This is a genomic window from Lentibacillus persicus (assembly GCF_900112705.1).
Taxonomy (GTDB): Bacteria; Bacillota; Bacilli; order Bacillales; family Amphibacillaceae; genus Lentibacillus; species Lentibacillus persicus.
On record NZ_FOMR01000005.1, the window covers coordinates 1 to 23,330 of the forward strand.

Annotated in this window: 17 protein-coding genes; 11 read left to right on the forward strand and 6 right to left on the reverse strand. The window is 46.6% G+C overall.

The features are described 5' to 3' along the window. The 5 genes from BMZ22_RS07785 to BMZ22_RS07805 form a co-directional block, all read left to right on the forward strand. Positions 1–206 (forward strand): transposase (locus BMZ22_RS07785; protein WP_177183376.1); only part of this gene is annotated, 206 nt, incomplete at its 5' end. Positions 207–502: 296 nt separating this feature from the next. Then, the gene (locus BMZ22_RS07790; protein WP_090084000.1) at positions 503–1,051 is read left to right on the forward strand and encodes a hypothetical protein; all 549 of its coding nucleotides are present in this window, start codon (positions 503–505) and stop codon (positions 1,049–1,051) included. A 49-nt stretch (positions 1,052–1,100) separates the two neighbouring features. Beyond that, on the forward strand, positions 1,101–5,945 hold the full coding sequence (locus BMZ22_RS07795; protein ID WP_177183377.1) for an endonuclease: 4,845 nt from the start codon (positions 1,101–1,103) through the stop codon (positions 5,943–5,945). A gap of 122 nt (positions 5,946–6,067) precedes the next feature. Next, positions 6,068–7,111 (forward strand): S-layer homology domain-containing protein, encoded by a 1,044-nt coding sequence (locus BMZ22_RS17430; RefSeq protein ID WP_177183378.1) that lies wholly within the window; start codon positions 6,068–6,070, stop codon positions 7,109–7,111. 174 nt (positions 7,112–7,285) lie between these two features. Continuing rightward, on the forward strand, positions 7,286–8,959 hold the full coding sequence (locus BMZ22_RS07805) for an S-layer homology domain-containing protein (protein ID WP_177183379.1): 1,674 nt from the start codon (positions 7,286–7,288) through the stop codon (positions 8,957–8,959). Positions 8,960–9,076: 117 nt separating this feature from the next. On the opposite strand, the gene BMZ22_RS17370 is transcribed toward BMZ22_RS07805, so the two are convergent. Together BMZ22_RS17370 and BMZ22_RS07810 are read right to left on the reverse strand one after the other, a co-directional pair. Next, positions 9,077–9,202: a hypothetical protein gene (locus tag BMZ22_RS17370; protein ID WP_281242075.1), complete on the reverse strand. Its 126-nt coding sequence runs from the start codon at positions 9,200–9,202 to the stop codon at positions 9,077–9,079. Positions 9,203–9,348: 146 nt separating this feature from the next. Beyond that, the gene (locus tag BMZ22_RS07810; protein ID WP_090084011.1) at positions 9,349–10,524 is read right to left on the reverse strand and encodes a C40 family peptidase; all 1,176 of its coding nucleotides are present in this window, start codon (positions 10,522–10,524) and stop codon (positions 9,349–9,351) included. 266 nt (positions 10,525–10,790) lie between these two features. Between BMZ22_RS07810 and BMZ22_RS07815 the strand changes: the two genes are divergently transcribed. The 6 genes from BMZ22_RS07815 to BMZ22_RS07840 all read left to right on the forward strand — a co-directional run bounded on the left by BMZ22_RS07815 (position 10,791) and on the right by BMZ22_RS07840 (position 19,629). Beyond that, a complete protein-coding gene (locus BMZ22_RS07815; protein ID WP_090084013.1) occupies positions 10,791–12,671 on the forward strand; it encodes an S-layer homology domain-containing protein in 1,881 nt (626 codons plus the stop codon). 401 nt (positions 12,672–13,072) lie between these two features. Beyond that, positions 13,073–14,239 carry a polysaccharide pyruvyl transferase family protein gene (locus BMZ22_RS07820; protein WP_090084015.1) on the forward strand — a complete coding sequence of 389 codons (1,167 nt, stop codon included), beginning with the start codon at positions 13,073–13,075 and terminating at the stop codon, positions 14,237–14,239. A 95-nt stretch (positions 14,240–14,334) separates the two neighbouring features. Next, the gene (murJ, locus tag BMZ22_RS07825) at positions 14,335–15,795 is read left to right on the forward strand and encodes a murein biosynthesis integral membrane protein MurJ (RefSeq protein ID WP_090084018.1); all 1,461 of its coding nucleotides are present in this window, start codon (positions 14,335–14,337) and stop codon (positions 15,793–15,795) included. A gap of 154 nt (positions 15,796–15,949) precedes the next feature. Next, a complete protein-coding gene (locus BMZ22_RS07830) occupies positions 15,950–17,032 on the forward strand; it encodes a glycosyltransferase (protein WP_218144029.1) in 1,083 nt (360 codons plus the stop codon). Between the two features lie 49 nt (positions 17,033–17,081). After that, complete coding sequence (locus tag BMZ22_RS07835; protein WP_090084023.1) at positions 17,082–18,401, forward strand: nucleotide sugar dehydrogenase; 1,320 nt, start codon at positions 17,082–17,084, stop codon at positions 18,399–18,401. Positions 18,402–18,564: 163 nt separating this feature from the next. Beyond that, positions 18,565–19,629: a glycosyltransferase family 2 protein gene (locus BMZ22_RS07840; RefSeq protein WP_218144030.1), complete on the forward strand. Its 1,065-nt coding sequence runs from the start codon at positions 18,565–18,567 to the stop codon at positions 19,627–19,629. A 20-nt stretch (positions 19,630–19,649) separates the two neighbouring features. Here BMZ22_RS07840 and BMZ22_RS07845 read toward each other — a convergent pair whose 3' ends face one another. From BMZ22_RS07845 to BMZ22_RS07860, 4 genes are all read right to left on the reverse strand, one after another. After that, positions 19,650–21,128 carry a glycosyltransferase family protein gene (locus BMZ22_RS07845; RefSeq protein WP_090084027.1) on the reverse strand — a complete coding sequence of 493 codons (1,479 nt, stop codon included), beginning with the start codon at positions 21,126–21,128 and terminating at the stop codon, positions 19,650–19,652. Next, positions 21,125–21,565 carry a divergent PAP2 family protein gene (locus tag BMZ22_RS07850; RefSeq protein WP_245745270.1) on the reverse strand — a complete coding sequence of 147 codons (441 nt, stop codon included), beginning with the start codon at positions 21,563–21,565 and terminating at the stop codon, positions 21,125–21,127. The genes BMZ22_RS07845 and BMZ22_RS07850 overlap by 4 nt, the downstream gene beginning before the upstream one ends. 65 nt (positions 21,566–21,630) lie before the next feature. Continuing rightward, positions 21,631–22,590 carry a lysylphosphatidylglycerol synthase transmembrane domain-containing protein gene (locus tag BMZ22_RS07855; protein WP_090084033.1) on the reverse strand — a complete coding sequence of 320 codons (960 nt, stop codon included), beginning with the start codon at positions 22,588–22,590 and terminating at the stop codon, positions 21,631–21,633. Continuing rightward, positions 22,590–23,330: an SDR family oxidoreductase gene (locus BMZ22_RS07860; protein ID WP_090084035.1), complete on the reverse strand. Its 741-nt coding sequence runs from the start codon at positions 23,328–23,330 to the stop codon at positions 22,590–22,592. Before BMZ22_RS07860 ends, BMZ22_RS07855 begins: the two co-directional genes overlap by 1 nt.

Here is a 23,330-nt window from a genome sequence, read left to right on the forward strand (position 1 = left end):
CGGTCAAATATCACCGCTTTATTCACAGTACGAATTCCTTGGAACGTTTGAATCAGGAAGTGAGACGAAGAGAAAGAGTCATACGTATTTTTCCAAATACCCAATCCGCCTTTCGATTGATTGGCGCCGTCTTAATGGATGAGGCTGAAAAACAGAAGCAAAAGAAAAATATTATCGGAGTTCCCAACCATACCAAGAAAAAATGACGATTTGGCAGGGTATGGGGCCGGCCCCATACCCTGCCAAATCAATATTCACATAAGAGCACTAAAGGTTGAAAGCTTGTAACCCAATTTACACATAACTATGGACTTGACTATTCGTTGGCAGCACCGAGGGAAGTCATGGAAACGAGCAGTATAGCGACGCGGCCCAATTCAATGCGTGGGATACGCCGATCATCCAATGGGACAAGCAGCACACAGCGAATTATCCATTTGCGCTTGAAACAAACGCGCCAATTTTTACATTTGCATTCAATAATGGAAAAAGTCCGGGCAAGATGAGGGGCCCCGGCAACAATCCGTGGAATGGGGATCACCCGAGAGATGGGAATGACTGCCCCGGTCCGAATCCCGGGAACGGAAATAAGGATGATAACCCGGGCAACGGCAACAATGGGCACCACCCAGGAAATGGAAATGCAACCCACCCCGGTAAAGGTCACGGTGGCGACCATCCCGGCAAGGGCCACAGTGGCGACCATCCCGGCAAGGGCCATAACGGCGACCACCCGGGTAAAGGCTGCTCGGATGACAATCCCGGCAGAGGGGATGGCGGCAGTGGTGACGACGGTGATGATGGGCCGGTAACCCTCACCCCGGAAGAATTCAACAACACGACCCACTCCACTTCAGTAACAGTCGACATTACGGGTGCAACGACATTGGAAAATGCAACCGTTGAAGGCGACCTGACACTCGTCGGTTCAGCTTCTGACGATATGACTTTTTCAACTATTACGGTTGAAGGGGATTTGGATCTCACAGAACTCGAAGGTAACGTCTTCATGTTAAACGGCATAACGGTGCTGGGTGACACAGAGATTTGAACCGACTCGGGAGACGGCACATAACGCGATTTGAATGGGGGAGGAAATCATGAAGCTGAAAAAGTATCAACGAAGCTCAAGTATCTTTTTGACCATCATTATGGTAGTGAGTCTATTGACACCGGCTTCCGGCGGCATTGCCAAGGCGGCGGACGGCACAATATCGGTCGCTGATGCGATTGAAAATAACAGCGGAGAAGCGAGTGTTGAAGGCTACATTGTCGGCACGTTCCAGAACGGCCCCAAGGTCGTAACAGACCCGGCGGCGTACAGCGGCACCAACTTGGCTTTGGCGGATGACCCGAACGAAACCGATCCGGCCAATGTTCTCCCGGTGCAATTACCGTCCGGCGATGTGCGGGATAACTTAAATTTAGCCGAGCACCCTGAATTGGCTGGTGAAAAAGTTATTCTGACAGGGAATCTTGACGCGTACTTCGGCCAGCCAGGGCTTAAAGACACATTCGACTATCAAATGGCAGCTGAAGCACCGGCAGCTGAGAGCTTGATCATGTCAGAATACGTTGAAGGCAGCGGCTATAATAAAGCGCTCGAGTTTTACAATGGCACAGGTGAGGCGATCGATCTTACTGAATATTCCGTTGAACTTTACAGTAACGGCAATAGTGAAGCGAACGCGACACTTGATCTTTCCGGCACGCTGGAAGAGGGACAGGCCTATGTAGTCTATAACGGGCAGGCGGCTGATGCTTTAATTGAAAAAGGCGACCTGGAAAACAACAGTGTCACAAATTTTAACGGCGATGACGCGATCGTTCTCAAGGAATCCGACACCGTTATCGATTCGTTCGGTCAGGTCGGTGTGCAGGATGCGTGGGGTGAAAATGTCACGCTCATCCGCAAGCCATCTGTGACGTCAGGTGACACCACCACAGACGATGCATTTGATCCCGCAGACGAATGGACCGACCACCCGCAGAATACATTTGAAAATTTAGGCGCGCATGACCTCGGGGACAGTCCCCCGCCGGAAGATGAGCCTGACGTGCTCACAATCGCAGAAGCCCGCGCGCAAGGCACGGGGGATGTGACGGTTGAAGGAACGGTGACAGCCGAGTTGAACAATACCATCCACATCCAGGATGACACGGCCGCGCTGGCTATTTATCCAAAATCGGCCCTCGACGTGCAACGAGGTGACCGCATCACTGTCAGCGGATCACTCAGCGAATATAACGGCCTGCTGCAGCTGCAGAACCCGACACTTACCGAAGCCCCGGTACAGGGAGAGGGGACTGACCCCATCGAACTCACGGGGGCGGAACTGAATGAAGAAAATGAGTCGAAGCTGGCGCGCGTCGATAACGTGACGCTCGAGACCGCGAACGATGGCGGCAATTGGATTAACTACACCGCAACCGATGGCACGGCGGAATTTCTCGTGCGTGATGAAAATGCAGCACTCGGGCTGACTGAAGGTGCGACTTACGATTCAATCACAGGCATCGTGCAGGAATTTAACGGCGATTATCAAATTTTGCCGCGCGACACCGCTGACATTGTGGCGGATGATTCGGTCGTTCAGCCTGTGACCGCAACGCCTGAAGCTGGCACGATCCCTTCAGGCACGGCTGTCGAACTCTCAACGACAACCGAGGGTGCAGCTATTTACTGTACAACGAATGGCGATGATCCGCTCGAAAATGGCACGCTTTATCAGGAGCCGATTACGGTCAATGACGATGTGACCATCCGGGCTGCGGCAACCCACGATGATCGCGACCCGAGTCCGGTCCAAACATTTGACTACTCGGTCTATGACGCGGAAGAAGGCGTGCAAATTCACGATATTCAAGGTGACGGGCACGCGTCGCCAATGGTCGGGCAGCACGTCGAAAATGTGGAAGGCATTGTCACCTACATTTATGACTTAAATGGCGGCAACTACCTGCACATTCAGACGCCCGACGATCAAACAGACGACAACCCCGCGACATCAGAAGGGCTTGTCGTGTACACAGGAAACGAGAAAGCTGACGTCTCGATCGGCGATTTGGTGAGCGTGAACGGAACCGCTGATGAATACCATATCGACGGTTATTCCGATGCGTCCGAAACCGACTTGCCGGTCACCCAGATTAATGCACGCGGTGATCAGGGCGGTGCGGTTGATGTGCTGGAAAAAGACGCCGGCCTGCCTGAACCGGTTGAGATCACCCAGGAAAATTTGCCCGATGAAATTGCGAGCGACGAAGGGTTTGATGAATTTGACCGGGAGCAATACGCGATTGACTTTTGGGAAAGCCTTGAAGGCATGCGTGTGCAAACGGGTGATTTGAAAGCTGTTGCCCCGCAAGAGCACGGTGACTTGATCACAACGCTCGATGAAATGTCGACCGATACGATCAACGGCGGCCTGCTGCACACGGAAGACGATAAAAACCCTGGGCGCATCCAGTTCAAATTGCATGACAATTACGAGGCGCGTGATTTTAAAGTTGCAACCGGCGACACATTTGACGGCCCGATGACAGGTGTTGTCAATTACGGCTATCAAAACTATAAAATTTACGCGGATTTAGCCGATATGGAAAATGCTCATTCGGCCGGACCCGCGGAACCGGAAACGACAACGATTAAAAAGCGCGACGATGAATTAACCGTTGCTTCGTATAATCTGGAAAACTTTTCAAATAACGCATCAAGCGGTGAAACACCTGACGCCAAAGCCGAAAAACTGGCCCGGGCGTTTGCACACGATATGGAAAGTCCCGACATTGTCGGTGTCACCGAAGTCCAGGACAATAACGGCCAGGACGCAGGCCCCGATGATGCCGATGCATCGGAAAGCTACGAGCGGCTGATTGATGAAATTGAAGAAGCAGGCGGTGTCAGCTACGACTATGCCAACATTAATCCGGAATACAACGAGGACGGTGGTGCACCGGATGCCAATATCCGCGTCGGTTTTCTGTATAATCCGGACCGTGTCTCACTTGCTGACGACATGCCAAAAGGTGACGCGACAACGGCGATCGGCTATGAAAACGGAAAATTGACGCACAACCCGGGACGCATCGATCCGACGAATGAGGCGTTTGACGACAGCCGCAAACCGCTGGCGGCACAGTTTGAATTTAACGGCGAAGAAGTTGTTGTCGTCGCCAATCACTGGAATTCCAAATCGGGCGATACGCCATTGTTCGGTTCCACACAGCCGCCTGAACTCGGCAGTGAAGACCAGCGCATGGCAATTGCCAATGTGGTGAACGGTTTTGTTGACGATATTTTGGCTGACAATTCAGAGGCCAACGTGGTGCTGTTGGGCGACTTTAACGACTTCCAGTTTTCCAACCCAATGGAGATGTTAGAAGGCGATGTTTTGACCAACTTGATCGACGATGTGCCTGAAGCGGAGCGCTACACGTACACGTATCAAGGCAACTCACAGGTGCTCGATCACATTCTTGTGTCAAGCAATTTGGCAGATGCTTCTGAGGTCGATGTGCTGCATATCAATGCTGATTTCACCGACATGCACGGGCGTGCAAGCGACCACGATCCGGTGCTGGCGGCGATTGATTTAGCCGCTGATGAACCCGAGCCAAACGTTCCGGAAAAATCGTTCACGCTAAAAGATTTCACGACCAATGATTTGGTTGTAACATCACCAAGCGTTGCGATCAGCTTGGCTGCGTCATCTGAAATTGCAGGCGATCTGACGCTCACCGGTGATTATGCCAAATTGACCGGTGAAGGACTCGCGGCCACAAGCATCGAAATCAATCCGGAAAATGAAGGCGCAATTGTCGACTTTGCCGGCTATGAAATTGAAGAAGTCGAAGTGAACGGCGAAAATCTCAGTGAAATACGCGGAGCGGAGGGCATTCAGGAAATAGACTATAAAAACGGCGCTGATCCGGAGACTATCACATTTACCGATTCAAATGGCGAATCACTCGGCACACCGACTTTTCCGATCGTGAACAGTGCACCGGTTCTTGAGCAGCCAATCGATGATGTGACGATGGCAGCGGGGAGTGAAACGGTGATTGAATTAACCGATCATTTCAGCGACCCCGATGGTGATGCGCTCAGCTTCACGTCAACGCACGGCACAATCGATGGTTCAACGTTTACGTTCAGCCCGGATGAGGGTACACATGACGTAACGGTGACAGCTGATGACGGCGAAGCAACCGTTTCGGCTGAATTTACCGTAACCGCTGAGGCGCAGGAAGGCGATCCGTATTATGACGATGCATACGGAAAAGAAGGCGATGCGTTAAAAGATTCATTGCATGAGATCATTTCCGATCATGACCAGCTGTCGTATGATGAGGTGTGGTCGGCTTTGAGGGAAACCGATGAAGACCCGGACAATCCGGAAAACGTACGGCTTTTCTATTCCGGCGAGTCACGCTCAAAAGATAAAAACGGCGGTATGGTCGGTGATTGGAACCGCGAGCACGTCTGGGCGAAGTCGCACGGGGACTTCGGCACGCGCACCGGCCCCGGCACCGACATCCATCATTTGCGCCCGACCGACGTGCAGGTGAACAGCTCGCGCGGCAATCTGGATTTCGATAACGGCGGCGAGGCAGATGTGACCAATTGCGACGAATGCAAGCGCGACGGCGACTCGTGGGAACCGCCGAACGATGTGAAAGGTGACGTTGCCCGCATGCTGTTTTACATGGCGGTGCGCTATGAAGGCAACAACTATGTGGATCTCGAATTGAACGAGCAAACCGGAAACGGCAGCGCACCGTACCACGGCAAACTTTCCGTCCTGCTCGACTGGCACGAGCAGGACCCAGTCGACACCTACGAAATGAACCGCAACGATGCCATACATGACGAACAAGGCAACCGCAACCCATTCATCGACCACCCACAATGGGCAGAAGCGATCTGGGACAGGGGGACGTGATCACTGTCCCCATCTCCCCCGACGAGCATTGAATGAGAATGGGACAGGGGGACAGAGGGACGCCGTTCACGTCCCCTTGTCCCACCTTGTCCCCCCATAGAATGTTTAGGAGGTTTGGTATTTTGACAACACGATGGATGAAGATGTTATCAACGGGATTTCTTGCATTTTTGCTCGTGCTGACAATGCAGGGTGCCGTTTCAGCGGCAAACATCAATTTCAATGATGTTGACGAAGGTGATGCGCACCACGAGGGCATTATGCAACTGGCACAAGAAGGAATAATAAACGGGTACGAAGATGGGTCGTTTGGAACGTTTGATAATGTAACACGGCAGCAAGTTGCTGTGATGCTTTCATTGGCAATGAATTTGGAGGCGCCGTCCAATATTGATCAAACGTTAGAGATTTACAATGATGTTAATCAAAACAGTCTGTATGCCGAAGAGATAGCTGCTGTAACACAAGCCGGCATTTTTAAAGGAAGCAATGGTAAATTTAAACCGACTAATGAAATAACCCGGCAACAGATGGCTACCGTTCTAGTACTTGGACTGAATCTCAAAGACTATGAAACCAATCGTGATGTTGATATATATTTGGAAAATGTCGATCCATCACATGCTGAAAGAGTGCAAACATTGGCAAACCTTGGTATCACAACACAACTTAATGATTTTCGGCCGGCTGAAATGCTTGTCAGAGGCCAGTTTGCCACCTTCTTATATGAATCAATGAAGATTACAGGTATGCTGACTGACGAAAATATAAGCACTTCCACATCTGAGGAGGAAGTTGTGGAACTTGTTAATGAAGAGCGTGTTAAGAGGGACCTGGAACCGCTGGAAATGCACAGTCGATTGAGTGACCTTGCGCGCAGGAAATCACGTGACATGGCACTCAATAATTACTTCAGCCACACATCACCGACATACGGATCGCCTTTTGATATGATGCGACAGTTTGATTTCAGTTTCCGTACTGCCGGGGAAAATATTGCGGCAGGTCAGCGAAGTCCTGAACAAGTAGTGGAAAGCTGGATGAACAGTGAGGGGCATCGTGAAAATATATTGAATGAAGGATTTACTCACATAGGCGTCGGTTACGTGGAAGATACTGAGAGCCCTTACCGCACCTACTGGACACAACTGTTCATGACACCATAGCGGGACGAGGGGACGGGATCACTGTCCCCCAAAAGAGCATTGAATAAAGGGACAAGGGGACAGAGGGACGGCGTTCGCGTCCCCCTGTCCCCCTAAATTTAGTTATATCTGCTCTTTAATTTGATAGAGTTTTAGATTATTATGGATAATAGAATGTTTAGGAGGTGCGATATTTTGACAACACGATTTATGAAGACGCTATCAGCAGGTTTTCTTGCTGGTGTGCTCGTATTGACGATGCCAGGGGCTGTGTTTGCTGAAGATCCGTCTTTTAGTGACATAGAAAAAGGCGATTCTCACTACGAGGGCGTTATGTCACTGGCAAAGGAAGGCATCATAAATGGTTATGAAGATGGATCATTTGGGACGTTCGACAATGTCACAAGGCAGCAAGTTGCTGTTATGTTAACACTGGCACTGGAGTTGGATATCCCATCTGATATTGAACAAACACTGGGAATCTACGATGATGTAAACCGTGACAGCTTGTATGCTGAACAGATCGCTGCTGTAACAAAGGCTGGCGTTTTCAAAGGAAGTAATGGTCAGTTTAATCCGGCTGCTGAGATAACACGGGAGCAGATGGCGACAGTACTTGTACTGGGGCTTGAACTTACAGAACTTGAAAGTGAAGAGGACGTGGAAGTCAATCTCGATAATGTAAGCGAATCTCACGTTGACCGGGTACAAACATTTGCAAACCTTGGTATTACCAACCAACTGGAAGACTTTCGTCCGGCCGAGTCGCTTGCAAGAGGCCAATTTGCCACATTTTTATATAAATCTATGAAAGTAACGGGTGAGTTGAGTCATGAGTACATAGAAACGCAGTTTGATATAGATTTTTCTGATGCCGTAAATGATCAAACAAGTGCAAAGGTGGATGGCGCCGGTGACTTTAAAGCAACTAAAGAACTCGTAGCGCATTATGCCAATCCGAGCAATTTTAATAAAAACGATGATGAATTTTTTCAGTTCCTCAAATTATCTTATGAACCAGGGCTGGAAGCTGATGAATTGAATCGCGATGTTCTGAGGGGTAAAGGCACGCTTGAAGGACAGGGAGACGCATTTATCGATGCCGGCCAGGAGCTCGGTGCGAATGTTCTTTATCTCATTGCCCATGCTTTGCATGAGACGGGGAATGGAACGTCCGCGCTCTCAACTGGCATCGAGGTCGGGCTTAATGAAAAAGGCAAACCGAATTTGGTTACCGAAAAGAATGAAGATAACCTGACAGATATCAAAACAACTTATAATATGTTTGGTGTCAATGCATTCGACGATAGTGCCAATGAATCCGGGGCCAAAAAAGCTTATAACGAGGGTTGGTTCTCACCTGAAGAAGCTATCTTAGGTGGTGCTGAGTTTATTGTTGATGACTATATCAGTGAAGGCCGGGACACCCTTTATAAAATGCGGTGGAATCCGCAAAAATCATGGAAGCAATATGCCACACACGTTCAATGGGCAACAATTCAGGCCCGAAAAATAAAAGATTTATATGAAGAGACCGGGTTGCTCGATAAATATACATTTACATTCGAAGTACCGAAATATCAAAATCAGCCGGCTAATTCACCTCGACCATACGGGGAAGATCAGTATGCGATTGACGAAACTAACGCAGGCACAATCTATGAAGTTGATACGAAAGGCGATGGCGATACGCTTAACGTACGAGAATGGCCTTGGGGAACCAAAACAGGGCAATACGAAAATGGCATAGAAGTTGAAGTCATCGGCGAAAACGGCAATTGGTATAAAGTAAAAGCTGACGGTACCACCGGCTGGGTATCCGGCGACTACCTCGTCGAACCAACAGAAGACGAACCAGAAGAAGAATAGAGGGACAAGGGGACGTGATCGTTGTCCCCCGGGGTTAACACCGGGGCAACGGGAACGTCCTCTTTTTAAGAGGGACAGGGGGACGGGATCGCTGTCCCGCCTTGTATGGTTATCAAGCTAAAGGAACGCTGTATCGAGCGAAGGCAATGTCAAACCGATCGGCATACCGACCGAAGCGAGCGAGAACCCCACAACGCCCAGCTCAACCCCATTTAAAACCCGTCCGCCTCCTACACCCACCAAACAAACCTGAACCTTAAGATTCCGAAACCCAACACCATTAAATACAAAAAAACTTTCGGCCCAAAGCCGGAAGCTTCCCTAAACCTTATAAATTGATGGGCGGTCGGGGGACAGTGATCCCGTCCCTCCGTCCCGCTCGTCCCACTTTAATAGAATCGTTTGTAGCCGTCGAAGTGTTTTTCCCAGTAAGGGTTGTTCACGTTCGAGACGGTTACGCCGCTTGATCCTGCGTGAATAAAGTCACCGCCGCCGAGGTAGATTCCCATGTGCGAAATCCCGTTCGCGCCGGAATACGTATTTTCAAAGAATACAAGATCACCTGGCTGTGGGTTGTTCACGTATTGCGCACGGTTGTAATAACCTGCACTTGAGCGGCGCGGCATGTCTTTACCTGCTTTTTTAAATGTATATTGGATAAAGCCACTACAGTCAAAGCCGCTCGGTGATGAACCAGCCCAAACATAAGGTGTGCCGGTCAGCCCGTGTGCTGTACTGATCAATTTATTGACGTTATATTCTGCATCAATAGAAGAACTGCTGTTTGAACTTGAGCTTGTCTCTTTTTTGGTGGACTCTGACTCAGGCGACCCCTTAGAACCGATGCTCAACTTTTGGCCAACCAAAATTAAATCCGATGATAGATTGTTCCAGCTCTTCAATTGACTGACGGAAACGCCCTGACTTCTGCTGATGGCTGATAGCGTATCCCCCGATTTAACGGTGTAGACATCGCCTGACTGAGCGCTCGATCCGCTGCTCGCCCCGCTGCCGGAGCCACCATCAGAGCCATCGGACCCACTATCAGATCCAACACTGGCACGCTCATCCGACGCGCTTGAATCTGCGCTGCTGTCAGAAATACCGCTGGAACCACCTTTTGAAACGATAAATTTATCGCCAGGATAAATCAGTGAAGAATCAAGGTTGTTCCATTTCATTAAGTCGGAAAGTGAAATATTATGTCGTGCAGCAATCTTGCTTAAGGTATCCCCGCTTTTGACTGTGTATGTAGACTTCCCGCTTCCACTGCTCCCGTTGGAACTGCTGGACCCATCCGAACTGGCGTCACCCTTGCTCGATGAATCGGCTAACTGCTTAGCCTCGGACGTTTCCAGGACTTGATTCGGAAAAATAATATTGTTCGATAAGCCATTCAGTGACTTTAACTCGCCGACGCTTGTGTTATGCTGCTGAGCAATCTTCCATAATGAATCACCGCTCTTAACTTTATATGAAGCTGCTTCTGCATCCTCGGCAGCGAATAATGCCGAAGCGATAAAGGCACTTGCAGTTACGGACATAAAGATTCGTTTATTTGTCAATGGAAATTACCCCCATGTAATAGCGTAAGATAATTATAGCATGAGCGTTGTCGAAAATAATAGACTCCAAGGTGTTTTGTAATCTATTTGTAATATAGTGCTGCCGGGGCTCCGCGCTTTCATACACGTCAAGGGGGACAGCGATCACGTCCCCCTGTCCCAGTTCCTATTTTAGCAGATTTTGAGATTTGATATTGGAATATGTTGGCTTTTGATATATTATATTAATATAAGAAAAGTATCTAAAAGGGGCGAGTATATAGATTATGAGAAGGTCAGTCATCATTGCATTTATAGCTGTTTTAAGTTTTTTGTCAGTTCCGCTTCAGTTCTCAGCACACGAATCCGGTTCTGACGATCATTCTGAGGAACCGAACAAACAGGAGATTGAAGAAGGTACCGAAGTCCACGGCATCGATATAAGTGAATTAACTGAAGAGGAATTGAAATATGTGCCTGAATCGTGGCGCGACGGGAAAATAGAAGAGGACGAGACAGAACACCCGGAAGCAGAGGAACATTACGACCCGGAAGAAGATAATGAAAAAGAAGAACGCAACATCAGCCTGCAGGAGAGTTCATATATTAATAATTACATATTGAACAACGGTCTGTCCGCAGCTCAAACAGAATACAATCACCTCCATCATTTGCCGAAATTCGGCTACCGGTTCACCGGACCCGAGGGGATTGTCGCCCACGAAACGGCGAATGATTACTCTACCATCGATGGTGAAATCTCTTACATGTCACGAAACTATCAAAATGCGTTTGTCCATGCATTTGTCGATCATGAGCGTGTCATTGAGGTCCACCCGACAAACTACGCTGCGTGGGGCGCCGGGCCTGTAGCCAACGAACGCTTCATTCACGTGGAGCTTGTCCGTGTTGATAATAAAAACCAATTCATCCGTTCGATTAATAACTATGCTACATATATCGCCGGCCTTTTGTACAAATACAACCTTGGCTATGATAATGCAGAGTGGGATGGTGAAGGCACGCTTTGGTCGCATGAAGCAGTGTCAAGGTATCTCGGTGGCACCAACCACGTTGATCCGCATGGATATTTTGAACGCTACGGCTATGACTGGGCTGCGTTTGCCCGTCTGGTTTATGCAAAATTGAATGATATGGGTATGCAGACCGAAAATACGAGCAAGCTTGGTAAAATTAAATCAGAAGAAGATCCAATCTATGGCGATCCGGAAGACAATCAAAACTACAAAAAAGCCGGCGAGACGTACTCAGACCATGTTTATTTTATTAAACAACAAGGCAAACTGCGCGGCCAGACATATTATTTGATCAGTGACCATCATAAACGCGGTGAGGGTGTCATCGGCTGGGTGAACAGCAGAGATATTAATGTTAAATCTCACACTGGTATCGACAGCAAAGATAAAATCAAAGCTGTAAAAGGTTCCGGATCGGCTTATTCCCTGGCCTGGGGCGGTGAAAAAGATAAAGTTTATCCTGATTTGTCGACGATGGAAGGGGAAAAATTCGAAGTTGACTTGACAGAAGAGGTCGGCAGCACGACGTGGTACCGTGGTATGTTGAACGGTAAACGCGTCTGGATTCAGGAGAGACACGTTGAACAGTTTGCAAACACCATGTTTAATGACGTGCCACCGGGATCGAGTCATTTTGACACTATCTATGAATTGGTGGACATGGGTGTGATTAACGGTTATCCGACTGAAGACGGTGCGGAATTCCGCCCGGGCGAGTCACTTTCGCGTTCGCATGCGGCAGTCATTTTCACAAACACATTGGACCTGCCAATTCCGGATGATGTTGACGGCGTTTTAAGAAACTTTGATGATATTGATGGCTCGCACATGTATGCAGATCAAATTGCAGCAACCTATAAAGCAGGCATTTTCAGAGGAAGCAATGGGAAGTTTATGGATCAGCCGTTGACACGTGAACAGATGGCAACGGTCATTGCAGAAGCATTTGATCTTGAGGATGCAGAAGGCTATACTGACATAAAGCTGAGCAGCGTATCACCTGATCACAAACGAAATGTGCAGCTGCTCGCTCATCACGGCATCACATCAGTGCCTGAAAACTTCCGCTCATACGAAAACGTCACACGCGGCCAATTCGCAACCTTTGTCTTCAAAGCCATGAAAAACTAGGGACAAGGGGACGGGCTCACTGTCCCAGGGGGACAAAGATCCCGTCCCCTTGTCCCACCCAATTTGAGAAGGCTCTTTCTAGATATACTTGCTGTGATAAACATGCATTTATGTTAGAGGGCCTTCTCGTTTTTTGTCAGCATTCGCCTCGATAATTTTTTGAGAAAAAAATTTTCACATATACGAATGTAGGATTGGGGCGTTGTTTCATGGTATAATGTATTATCGTATACCGAAACGGTCGCTGTAATAATTCTTCAATTATAGGCGTCAATTAATCGTTTTACAGAATACTGGAACGGGCTGACGATTTAATAAATCCCATTGCATTGTTTTGGTTAATTCGACGCAGGAGAGATCATTTTAACGTTTGTTATAAGCTTGGAAGGAATGAAATAGTAATGACGATTGGGATTGTAGGTAACTACGGCAATGATAATCAAGGTGATGATGCCATTCTTGAGGGTATTTTAGTTCAGCTGGACGAAACCTATAAGATTAACAGGGAAGAGATTATTGTATTTTCCAATAAACCGGATCAAATTGAGCAAAAACATGGTGTTCAATCTTTTCCGCTTTTCCAAAAGCGAAAAAGCGATCCAATGAAACTGATTGCAACAGTGATAAAGAATAAACCTATTATTAAGAAACTTGACCTTCTCATCATTGGAGGCGGCGGCATCTTAATGGACCTTTATAAAAATGGTCCAATTATTATCGGCATGTACGGTTGGCTTGCAAGACTGACTAAAACACCTGTAGTGATATATGGTGCCGGGGCCGGCCCGATTTCATCTTTTGCCGGCAAGCAGATTCTAAAATCGCTTGGAAATATGGCAAAACTTGTTACGGTACGTGACCCGAAATCAAAAGACTTATTACAGTCCATTGGCGTTAAAGAGCCGATATATGTGATTTCAGATCCGGCGTTTTATGTTAAACCGCCAAATGAAACCGAGGAAAAAAAAGAAGGATTCCAAATTGGTGTAACAGCAGTACCCTTTTACAATAAAAGCTACTGGCCAGTGGAAGACAGGAAAAAGTACACTGATTATATCAATGGGATGGCGCATAATCTAGATTCCCTATTACACGCCAACCCTTCTGCAGGGGTTAACTTTTTTTCCACCAAGCATCCATTTGACACAGAAGTAACAAAAGACATTAAAGAACTGATGGTCTACAAGGACAGATGCACATTAGTTGATCAAGGTATCAATTACCGCGAAATCTTGAACTTGGTTAACAAGCAGGATTTGGTAATCGGTACAAGGTTGCATTCATTAATTTTATCCCTGGTGGCACATACCCCGATTATTGCTGTCGCATACCATCATAAAGTTCAGGATTTTATGGATATGATTGATTGCAGCGAATTTGTATTGCCGATTGACCGTCTCAATCAGCGGGATGACTTATTTTTAAATCTTTACCACAAGCTGGATAAAGATTGGAACGTTGCATTGCAGCGGTTTACAGCGATTGCAGATAGGATGAGAGGCAAGCAGTCGAATGGTGCGGAATTGCTTAAGCGCATTTATAAGCGTCGCGATAAAAAGGCTGTGTGATAATAAAGGACGGAGAAACTGAGCTAAACCAGTGATACATACAAAGCTCTTATATTTGTAATAGCACTCGCAGGAATGGCAGAAAGTGTGTTCATATGTTTAATTCGCGGTTTTTAAAACTATTAGGGGCCGTTACGATCATTAATATCTTTGCTCGGCTGTTTGGGTTTGCCCGAGAATTAACGATTGGCTACCAATATGGAACAAGCTATCAAGCTGATGGTATAATAACAGCCTTTACCATTCCAAACTTTCTATATGTCGTCCTTGGGGGCGCGATTACCACAGCCTTTATTTCTGTCTACAGCAAGCTGGACAGAACTGTAAAACATGACTTTGTTCAAACTCTAATGACATTTCTCTGTTTAACAGTGGGAACCACGACCATTTTGTTTATGATTTTCCCCGGATTTTGGATGAAACTCTTTTTTTCCGGTATGTCGGAGGATGCCCTGACACTAACAACGCATTTATTCCTGGTGACAGCGCCCGCCACTTTGTTTTTAGTAGTGTCGATGGTCCTCAGCGGTCTTCATAATGTTCATGAGAACTACAGATACAGTTCGTTTGCTGCGTTAATATTTAACGGTGTCTATCTGTTTATAGGGGTTAGTTTGACCCCAATATTGAAGGAATATTCGTATGCACTTGGTGCGACACTTGGTGCGTTGTTCATGTTCCTTCTCCTTATTTATCAAATAAAAAAGCAGCAGATAGTGCCCCTTCGTTTTAAAATCGTTAAACACCCCGAACTGAAGCGACTTGTTAAATTGGCCATGCCGCTAATATTGGGCGGGGCTACTCTTCAGTTCTACTTGATAATTCAGCGCATTTTTGCTGCTGGTCTCGATGATGGCGCAATTGCAGCGATTAATTATGCATCAAAAATGACCCAGTTCCCTCAGGGCGTATTGATGACTAGTGTCACAACTATTGTCTATCCCATGCTGGCAAAATCCGCCGCTGATGGTGATTTTCAACAAATAAACCAGGCATATAAAAAAGGGTTTCGGATGTTGACCTTACTTTTGATACCTGCAAGTATATTTATCTTTTTTTATGCTGAAGATGTCATTACGTTTATCTTTCAGTATGGTAACTTTAGTCAGGAGTCGACCAATGTAACGTATCCGCTGCTGCAGGTTTTTTCGTTATCAATTTTCAGTCTTGCCTTAAATACATATGTAACGCGCTTTTTTTATGCGTTGGAACGTACGCTTTTGCCAAATATTTTAAGCATTATTTCCGTATTTGGAATCAATATAGCGGTCATTTCATTATTCATCGATCAATGGGGCGCATTTGCTATCGCAATTGGTACCGTGGTAAGTACCATCATCAACATGCTGTTACTCATTCTGTTTGCAAAGATTAAGCTTCAATTAATTGTCTGTTCAAGGGCATATCTGGTTCGGTTATTATCATTTGTCAGTTTGGTGCTGGTGATTTTCTGGCTGGTGTCATTCATAGATATAGCGGCAGTATGGCTTTCCTTGCTTTTGGGCGGTATGATAACGCTCATAACGATTGCCACCGGATTAAAACTTGTTAAATAAATAGTGAATTAACGCGTGACAGGCAGACTAGTATACTAATTTAAAGTTGGATTTATACCGAGAAAGACCGGTGGGTGCCGGATATACTCCTTTTAGTGTTATAATAATATTTATGATTTATAGAACGGGGAAATGTAAATTGAAGATTTGTTTTTTGGCAGAAGTGGAGTCGAGTCATGCAGTTCGCTGGATTAACGCCATGGTCAATCGCGGGCACGATATTCATCTTGTCACCATGCACGATACCACATTGCACGATATCGATTACAGAGTCAGTGTCCATAAGTTAAAAGTCCCTGCACCTGTTGGTTACTATGCAAATTGGTTAGAAGCGGCAATTCTGGTAAAAAAGATTAAACCGGATTTGCTTCACGTGCATTATGCCACTGGATATGGAACACTTGCAAGGTTGGTTAATTATAAACCCGCTTTGCTTTCCGTGTGGGGAAGTGATGTGTATCTGTTCCCGGAACAAAGCAGGCGCAATGAATCGATAATACGCAAAAATCTAGCCTTCGTAGACCGAATCACTTCGACGAGTTACGCGATGAAAACCCAAACGGAAAAATTCGTCAAACCGGCATCTTCAATAGATGTTATTCCGTTTGGGATTGACCTGAATTTATTTAAACCCGGAGAGCCAAAAACCAATGATTCAATTGTAATAGGGACGATCAAACGTCTGAAACATGTCTATGGAATTGATACATTAATTAAAGCGACAGCTGAACTAATCGCATACCTGCGATCAAATCACTTTGATGATATCGCAGGAAAAATAAGATTAATGATTGTCGGGGAAGGACCGGACCTCAAAGAACTTCAGCAATTGGCAGAAAAACTGCAAATAGGCCATATAACTGAGTTTGTCGGGGCTGTCCCCAATAACCAGGTACCGCAATACCTCAATCAATTGGATGTTTATTGTGCATTCAGCAGAAGTGAAAGTTTCGGTGTTGCCGTGCTTGAGGCTTCAGCATGTGAAGTGCCTGTGGTGGTTAGTCGTGTAGGGGGGCTTCCAGAGGTGGTTAAAGACGAAGAAACCGGCTTTATGGTTGAACCGGACAATGTAGATGACAGTGTAAACAAACTTGCCCGATTGGTAATGGATCAGGAAAAAAGAAGGCTGATGGGCAGTAAAGGCCGCGAATTTGTCCGGAATGACTACGCGTGGTCCCGCAACGTTGTACAAATGGAGAAGGTTTATTTTGACATGATTTATAATAAAACAAATTGATTTATAAGCCCGCATCCTGAAAGCGCGAATGAAGGTGAGGAAGTATCACATGGAATTATACGAAAAGATAATCAATAAAGAAGAGAGTGTCGCTGTTATCGGTCTGGGCTATGTTGGCATGCCACTGGCTGTTGCCCTTGCTGAAAAGGTAAATGTTATTGGTTACGATGTAAATGAGAAGAAAATAGATTTATATAAATCAGGTATCGATCCTGCTGGTGAGGTAGACCATCATGTTTTGAATCAATCTCAAGTCGAATTTACGTCAGAAGAAGCGAAACTTAGGTGTGCAAAGTTTCATATTATTACTGTTCCAACCCCGATTAATTCGGATAAAACACCAGACCTTGCATCTGTTAAAGAAGCAAGTATAACGGTAGGACGCAACTTGACTGCAGGATCAATCGTTGTCTATGAATCAACGGTTTATCCAGGGGTTACGGAAGATATTTGTATTCCCATTCTAGAAAGCGTGTCGGGGCTTACGAGCGGCATCGATTTTAAAGTTGGCTATTCCCCCGAACGAATTAACCCGGGTGACAAAATAAACACATTGGAAACAATAACCAAAATCGTTTCGGGCATGGACGATAACAGTTTGGAGCAAATCGCCAAGTTATACGAATTAGTGATTGAAGCGGGTGTGCATCGAGCGACTTCCATAAAAGTAGCAGAAGCGGCCAAAGTGGCTGAGAACAGTCAGCGTGATATCAATATAGCATTTATGAACGAGCTTGCTATGGTGTTTGATCGCATGGGAATTGATACAAAAGATGTTTTGGATGCAATGAATACGAAGTGGAACGCGTTGAAGTTCGCACCTGGTCTTGTTGGTGGACATTGTATAGGCGTTGATCCCTATTACTTTGTGTATGAAGCAGAAAGATTGGGTTATCACAGCCAGATTATTTTGTCGGGAAGAAAGATTAATGACGGTATGGGTAAATTTATTGCTGACGCTATTATTAAGCAATTAATTTTGGCTAATATGGTAGTAAAACAAGCAAAGGTCGTTATTTTTGGGGTAACGTTCAAAGAGAATTCACCTGATATTCGAAATTCAAAGGTGATTGACATTATAGCCTCGCTTAAAGAATATGGGGTTGAGCCATTGGTCGTTGATCCTGAGGCTGATAAAGAAGAGGCAAACCGCGAATACGGTGTCGAGCTGACTGAGTTGGAGACTATAAGAAATGCTGACTGCCTGGTTTTTGCGGTGGCGCATGAGGTGTTCGCCGGTCTGGATTGGGAGGAGATCGATAAGTTTTTTGGTGATTCTTCCGATAATCAGAAAGTGATGATTGACGTTAAAAGTATTTTTGATAAATCAGCCGCAGAGCACATGGGATACAGTTACTGGCGTCTTTAATAACGTTAGCGAATTCACAACGCCGCAGAAGGGCTTCTGCTGACTACAGCACAAACAATGGAATGGTGGTTTTATGTTAATCTTAATCATTGAAGTGTTTTTTTGGCTTTTTTTCTGTCTCTTAGTCTATACGTATGTTGGATATCCCTTCTTACTTTTCATGTTGAGCAAGGTTAAAAAAAATGCGGTGAGAAGAAATGAATACTATCCAAATATCAGTGTTTTAGTTTCGGCTTATAACGAAGAAAAACATATTGAAGAAAAGATAAACAACCTCTTAGGTTTAGTTTATCCGAAAGAGAAATTACAAGTGATTATTGGCTCAGACGGCTCAACAGACAGGACAAGCGCCATTGTGAAAAAATATCACAAGAATGGTATACAGTTATACGATCAAAAGCATAACACCGGCAAAATCACTTTACAGAAAAACATGGTTGAACAAAGCACCGGGGATATCATTGTTTTTTCGGATGCGACTTCGTTATTTTCGGCTGACGCGCTTAAACATCTTGCAAAGAATTTTTATGATGAAAAGGTCGGGGCAGTCGTTGGTGAATTAAGATATGCTGCGCGGGATACTGAAACATCAGAAGGACAGGGCTTCTATTGGAATTACGAAACGTTTATCCGAAAAATGGAAAGCAATGTTAACTCTGTCATGGGCGCTTCAGGGTCTATGTATGCTATGAGGAAAAAGTTATATACCCAGCCAAAAGATGAGGCGATTAATGAAGACTTTGTACAGCCGATAAGTGTCATCAACAGTGGCTATCGAGCTGTATATGAAACAGATGCAGTGGCATATGAGGAGCCTACCGATAATACAGGAGATGAGTTCAGCATGCGTGTACGGGTGGTGACGCGTGGTTTTCGGGGCATTTCATACATGCTTAAAGAATTTGTGAACGTAAGAAAGAAACCCTTCACCATCATGCAGTTGTTCTCCCATAAACTCTTGAGGTGGCTTTCAGTCGTGCTGTTGATCGGATTGCTGGCGACAAATATAATCTTGCTTCCCGAAAATGGCTTATATGCCTTATCGCTTTTCCTGCAGCTTTTATTTTATGTGTTAGTTATCATGGGGTATGTAACCATTAAAATGGGAACGAATATCAAATTGCTGACAATTCCTTTTTATTTTTTTGTCACCATATTTGCCAGCTTTATCGGAATGATAAAATATTTAAAAGGCGAAAAAAAATCCACCTGGACCCCATTAAGGTGAAAAGGGACAAGGGGACGGGCTCACTGTCCCAGGGGGACAAAGATCCCGTCCCCTTGTCCCATCTTATTGTCAAAGGTTTTGTGGTAGTCGTAGCCTTTGAGTGATTTTCGCTGTAAATAGGCCCCCGCGGCACTGTTCGGGGTGATGCGCTCGCGGAAGTCATCAATGGATTCGGGTTCGGCGAAATACGGCCGGAAGTGTACTTTCACAAATTGAATGTCCATGCGCAAATACCGTGCATGGACATTTTCAAATGCAACGATACTCGCCTCAGGAATCGCACGATAAGTTTCTTCAACTTCTGCGATCGTTTCCTTATAAGTCGGCTCGTCTGATGTGATGGCCATATAAACAGGCTGACCGACATTAACAATAAAAGTCACACCGAAAATAACGACGAGCGCCCGCTTCCACGCTGTCCATGTCTTTCCTTCAACGCCCGCCGCCCAGCTGACGAAAAATAACGCAAACATGAACGTCGCAGGTCCGAGAAGCCTGAAATTAAATGCATCAAAATATGCTGTCCAGCGCATTGCAACAATCGCAATAAAATACACCGATCCAACAAACAAAAATAGCCCCGGAACGAGAAAATTGCCCCTGAGCACTTGCAGAAACGCCCGCAAATGTTTAATCCTGGTAAAGAACATCAACGCAGCCAAAATCAGCCCAAACGTCCAGTAAAGACTCGCCTCGCCCAACTCAATCGTAAATAAATCCCACTCAGTCGAAACAGCCTCGCGCAGCATTTCATAAAACTCAGCGCCAGTTTCGGCCTTCGGAACGCGCTCAACACCTGTCATCTTGCCGGTCTGTACCCAGTTGATCAACAGATAAACGCCTGCCATCATAATCACGGCGCTCCCGCTGAACCAGCATAACAGCGTCGGCCGCCACTTTTTCCGGAATAAATAATAAAAACCGAGCAGCCCGACAATGCCCGCGCCGATCAATCCGATATAACGCATTAGAAATAAAAATAACGATGCGAAAAATAAATGGACGATATACCGGGGTTTCTCCGTTTCAATATAGCGTGCCAGACCATAAACAAGCCAGAGAAGCCCGAATAAAAACGGCACTTCCGACCATGTATGGACAAATAAGTAGCTGACCGTGCTAATCGAAAACAATAACGCCACGATAGCTGAGCGCTCTTTAAAAAGCCGCTGCAGCACGACAAAACAGAGCGCAAGAAAAATGATATTCACCACTTTAGCTGCCCAAAACACACCAAGCCCCGTCACAAACGACACAATCGCTATCAAGACGGGGTAGCCCACAGGCCACGTAGCAAAATAGGTGCTCATACCTTCAACATAATTCGCGGTCGATAAGCCATCACCGTTCAATAAATTTTGAGCAAGCTGCATGTAGTGGGCGGAGTCAGAAGTGACATATCCTTCAGGGTCAAACGCGGCACGAACCAAAAGTGCCCCGCTATATAAAATAAACAACACGGCGAGCCAAAACACATCAGGTGTCATCAAGCGTTTCACACCTGCCACCCCCATAAGCCAAACAGCCCGTACAGAACAGCAGCAACCGCAAGCCCGAGCACCAGCCCGCCAAAAATTTCAATCAGCGAATGCCCCATGCGCTCACGCAACGGCTCATAATCCTTTTCACCGTTATTCATGCGGTTGACAATGGCTGCCTGCTTGCCGACATTAATTCGCAGCCCAGTTGCATCAATAATCACAATCGCAAGAAGCCCCGAGGCAACGCCAAACGCCGATGACAGCCACCCTTCACCAAAACCGATGAGAAAAGCGACCGACGAAACCGTTGCCGTATGGGTGCTTGGAAAACCGCCGTTCCCCATATGGCCGGCAGCGTCTTTTCCATATTTGAAAAAATGAATGGCAAACTTCAACACGCCGGACGCCACCCAGCCAATTAATGGTGCGAGAAAATAAGGCAACGAAAAAAACACTCCTTTCTTAAGGGGGGGCAGCCCCCCCTCACGGGAACGCGCCCTTCACCGGGGTCAGTCCCCCCTCAACCGGGAAAATAGGTCTTACGTTTAACAAAGAATACAATAATACCAAGAATGACGCCGAACCAGAGGGTGACAAACCGGATAATGAGCGAAACGGTAATCGCCATGCTGCCCGCGACGCCAAAATACATCAGCAGACCGGTGATGCTTCCTTCAGCGACACCAAGCCCACCGGGGATCATCGACAAGGCACCGGCGAGTGTGCCGAGACTGAACGTGAGAATGCTTGCGATAAACGACACGTCGAGACCGAGCGCGTGAATAATCACATACAGGCTCACGCATTCCAAAAACCAGGCCACAACACTGAGGCCAAACGAAAAGCTTAAAATACGGAACTGCATAAAAAACAGCATCTGCCGGTAAAAATCATTTAGTGACACGCGGAATCGTCTCAACCGCCGCGGACCGGTCACCCAATCAATCACACGTGCAACAAGCCGCTGGCGTCCAAGCATCAAAAAGAACACAACGACGCCTGCGACGACAACAATAACCGACGGCACACCAGCCGGATACGCGAGCAGTCCAACACCAATCAGCGCCAGCATTGCGAGCAAATCACTCAGCCGGTCATAAACAACGACCGGCGCCGACTTGGCAAACGGGACACCGCTTTTTCGCCGCAGCAAGTAGGACTTGATCAGCTCGCCCGCTTTTCCCGGTGTAATCGACATCATTAAACCGATAAAAAAGATCGACGCATTTTCTTTCAAATCGACAGGAAAGGCCGCCCATCTGGAAAATGCATGCCATTTCCACAGCCGCATCAGATAACTGAGAAACGTAAAAAGAAATGCCAGGCCTAAAAAGGAAAGTGGCATTTCAGTCATCACGCCGGATACGTTTTGCAAATCGCCCAACAAGAGAAACACAGCAACGACAATGATGCCAAATATGAGTCCGATCATTAGCCGGGGAATCAGCCGGCTTGATGACAGATTTTCATCATGTGCCATTACAGATCCGTCCGTTTAAAGAGCCATTCAGGAATCAATTTAACAACGAGCATAATCACAAGCCAGAACCACGGTGTATACAGCACGCTCCGGCGCCGCGTGATGGCCCGGTCAATATCGCGTGCCACCTTGTCCGGTTCAGCGAGGAGCGGTGAGTCATCGACCGTACCGTACGTCATTTTCGTATTAACAATCCCCGGCTTAATCGTCAGTACCTGCACGCCTGACTTATGCAGCCGATTGCGCAGCCCTTGCAAATACGCGCTCAAGCCGGCTTTCGTTGAACCATAAATATAGTTGCTCTGCCGCCCGCGGTCGCCCGCAACCGATGATACCGCGCCGATAAAGCCGCTCTTTTTCGCTTCAAAATAATTCGCCGCGATATTCAAAATCGACACAGCAGACGTGTAGTTGACATCAATCATCTGACGGGTTTCGACAAATGACGTTTCAGCTTCAAGTTGATCACCCATCGCGCCGTACATGAGCAATACACCGTCAATGCCGCCGTGCGCATCAACGACGTCGTTAAAAAATGCGTCGTGCCCGTCAAAATCGAGTGCATCAAACGCTCTGACCGACACCTTAATTTGATGGCGGATTTCCAAATCGCTTTTCATCGTTTCCATCTGATCCGTCCGTCTGCCGGCAAGAATCAGGTTCATTTTTTTGGCCGCAAGCCGCTTTACTGTTTCCTGTGCAATCGAAGAGGTTGCGCCAAGGACAAGCACTGTCTGCAT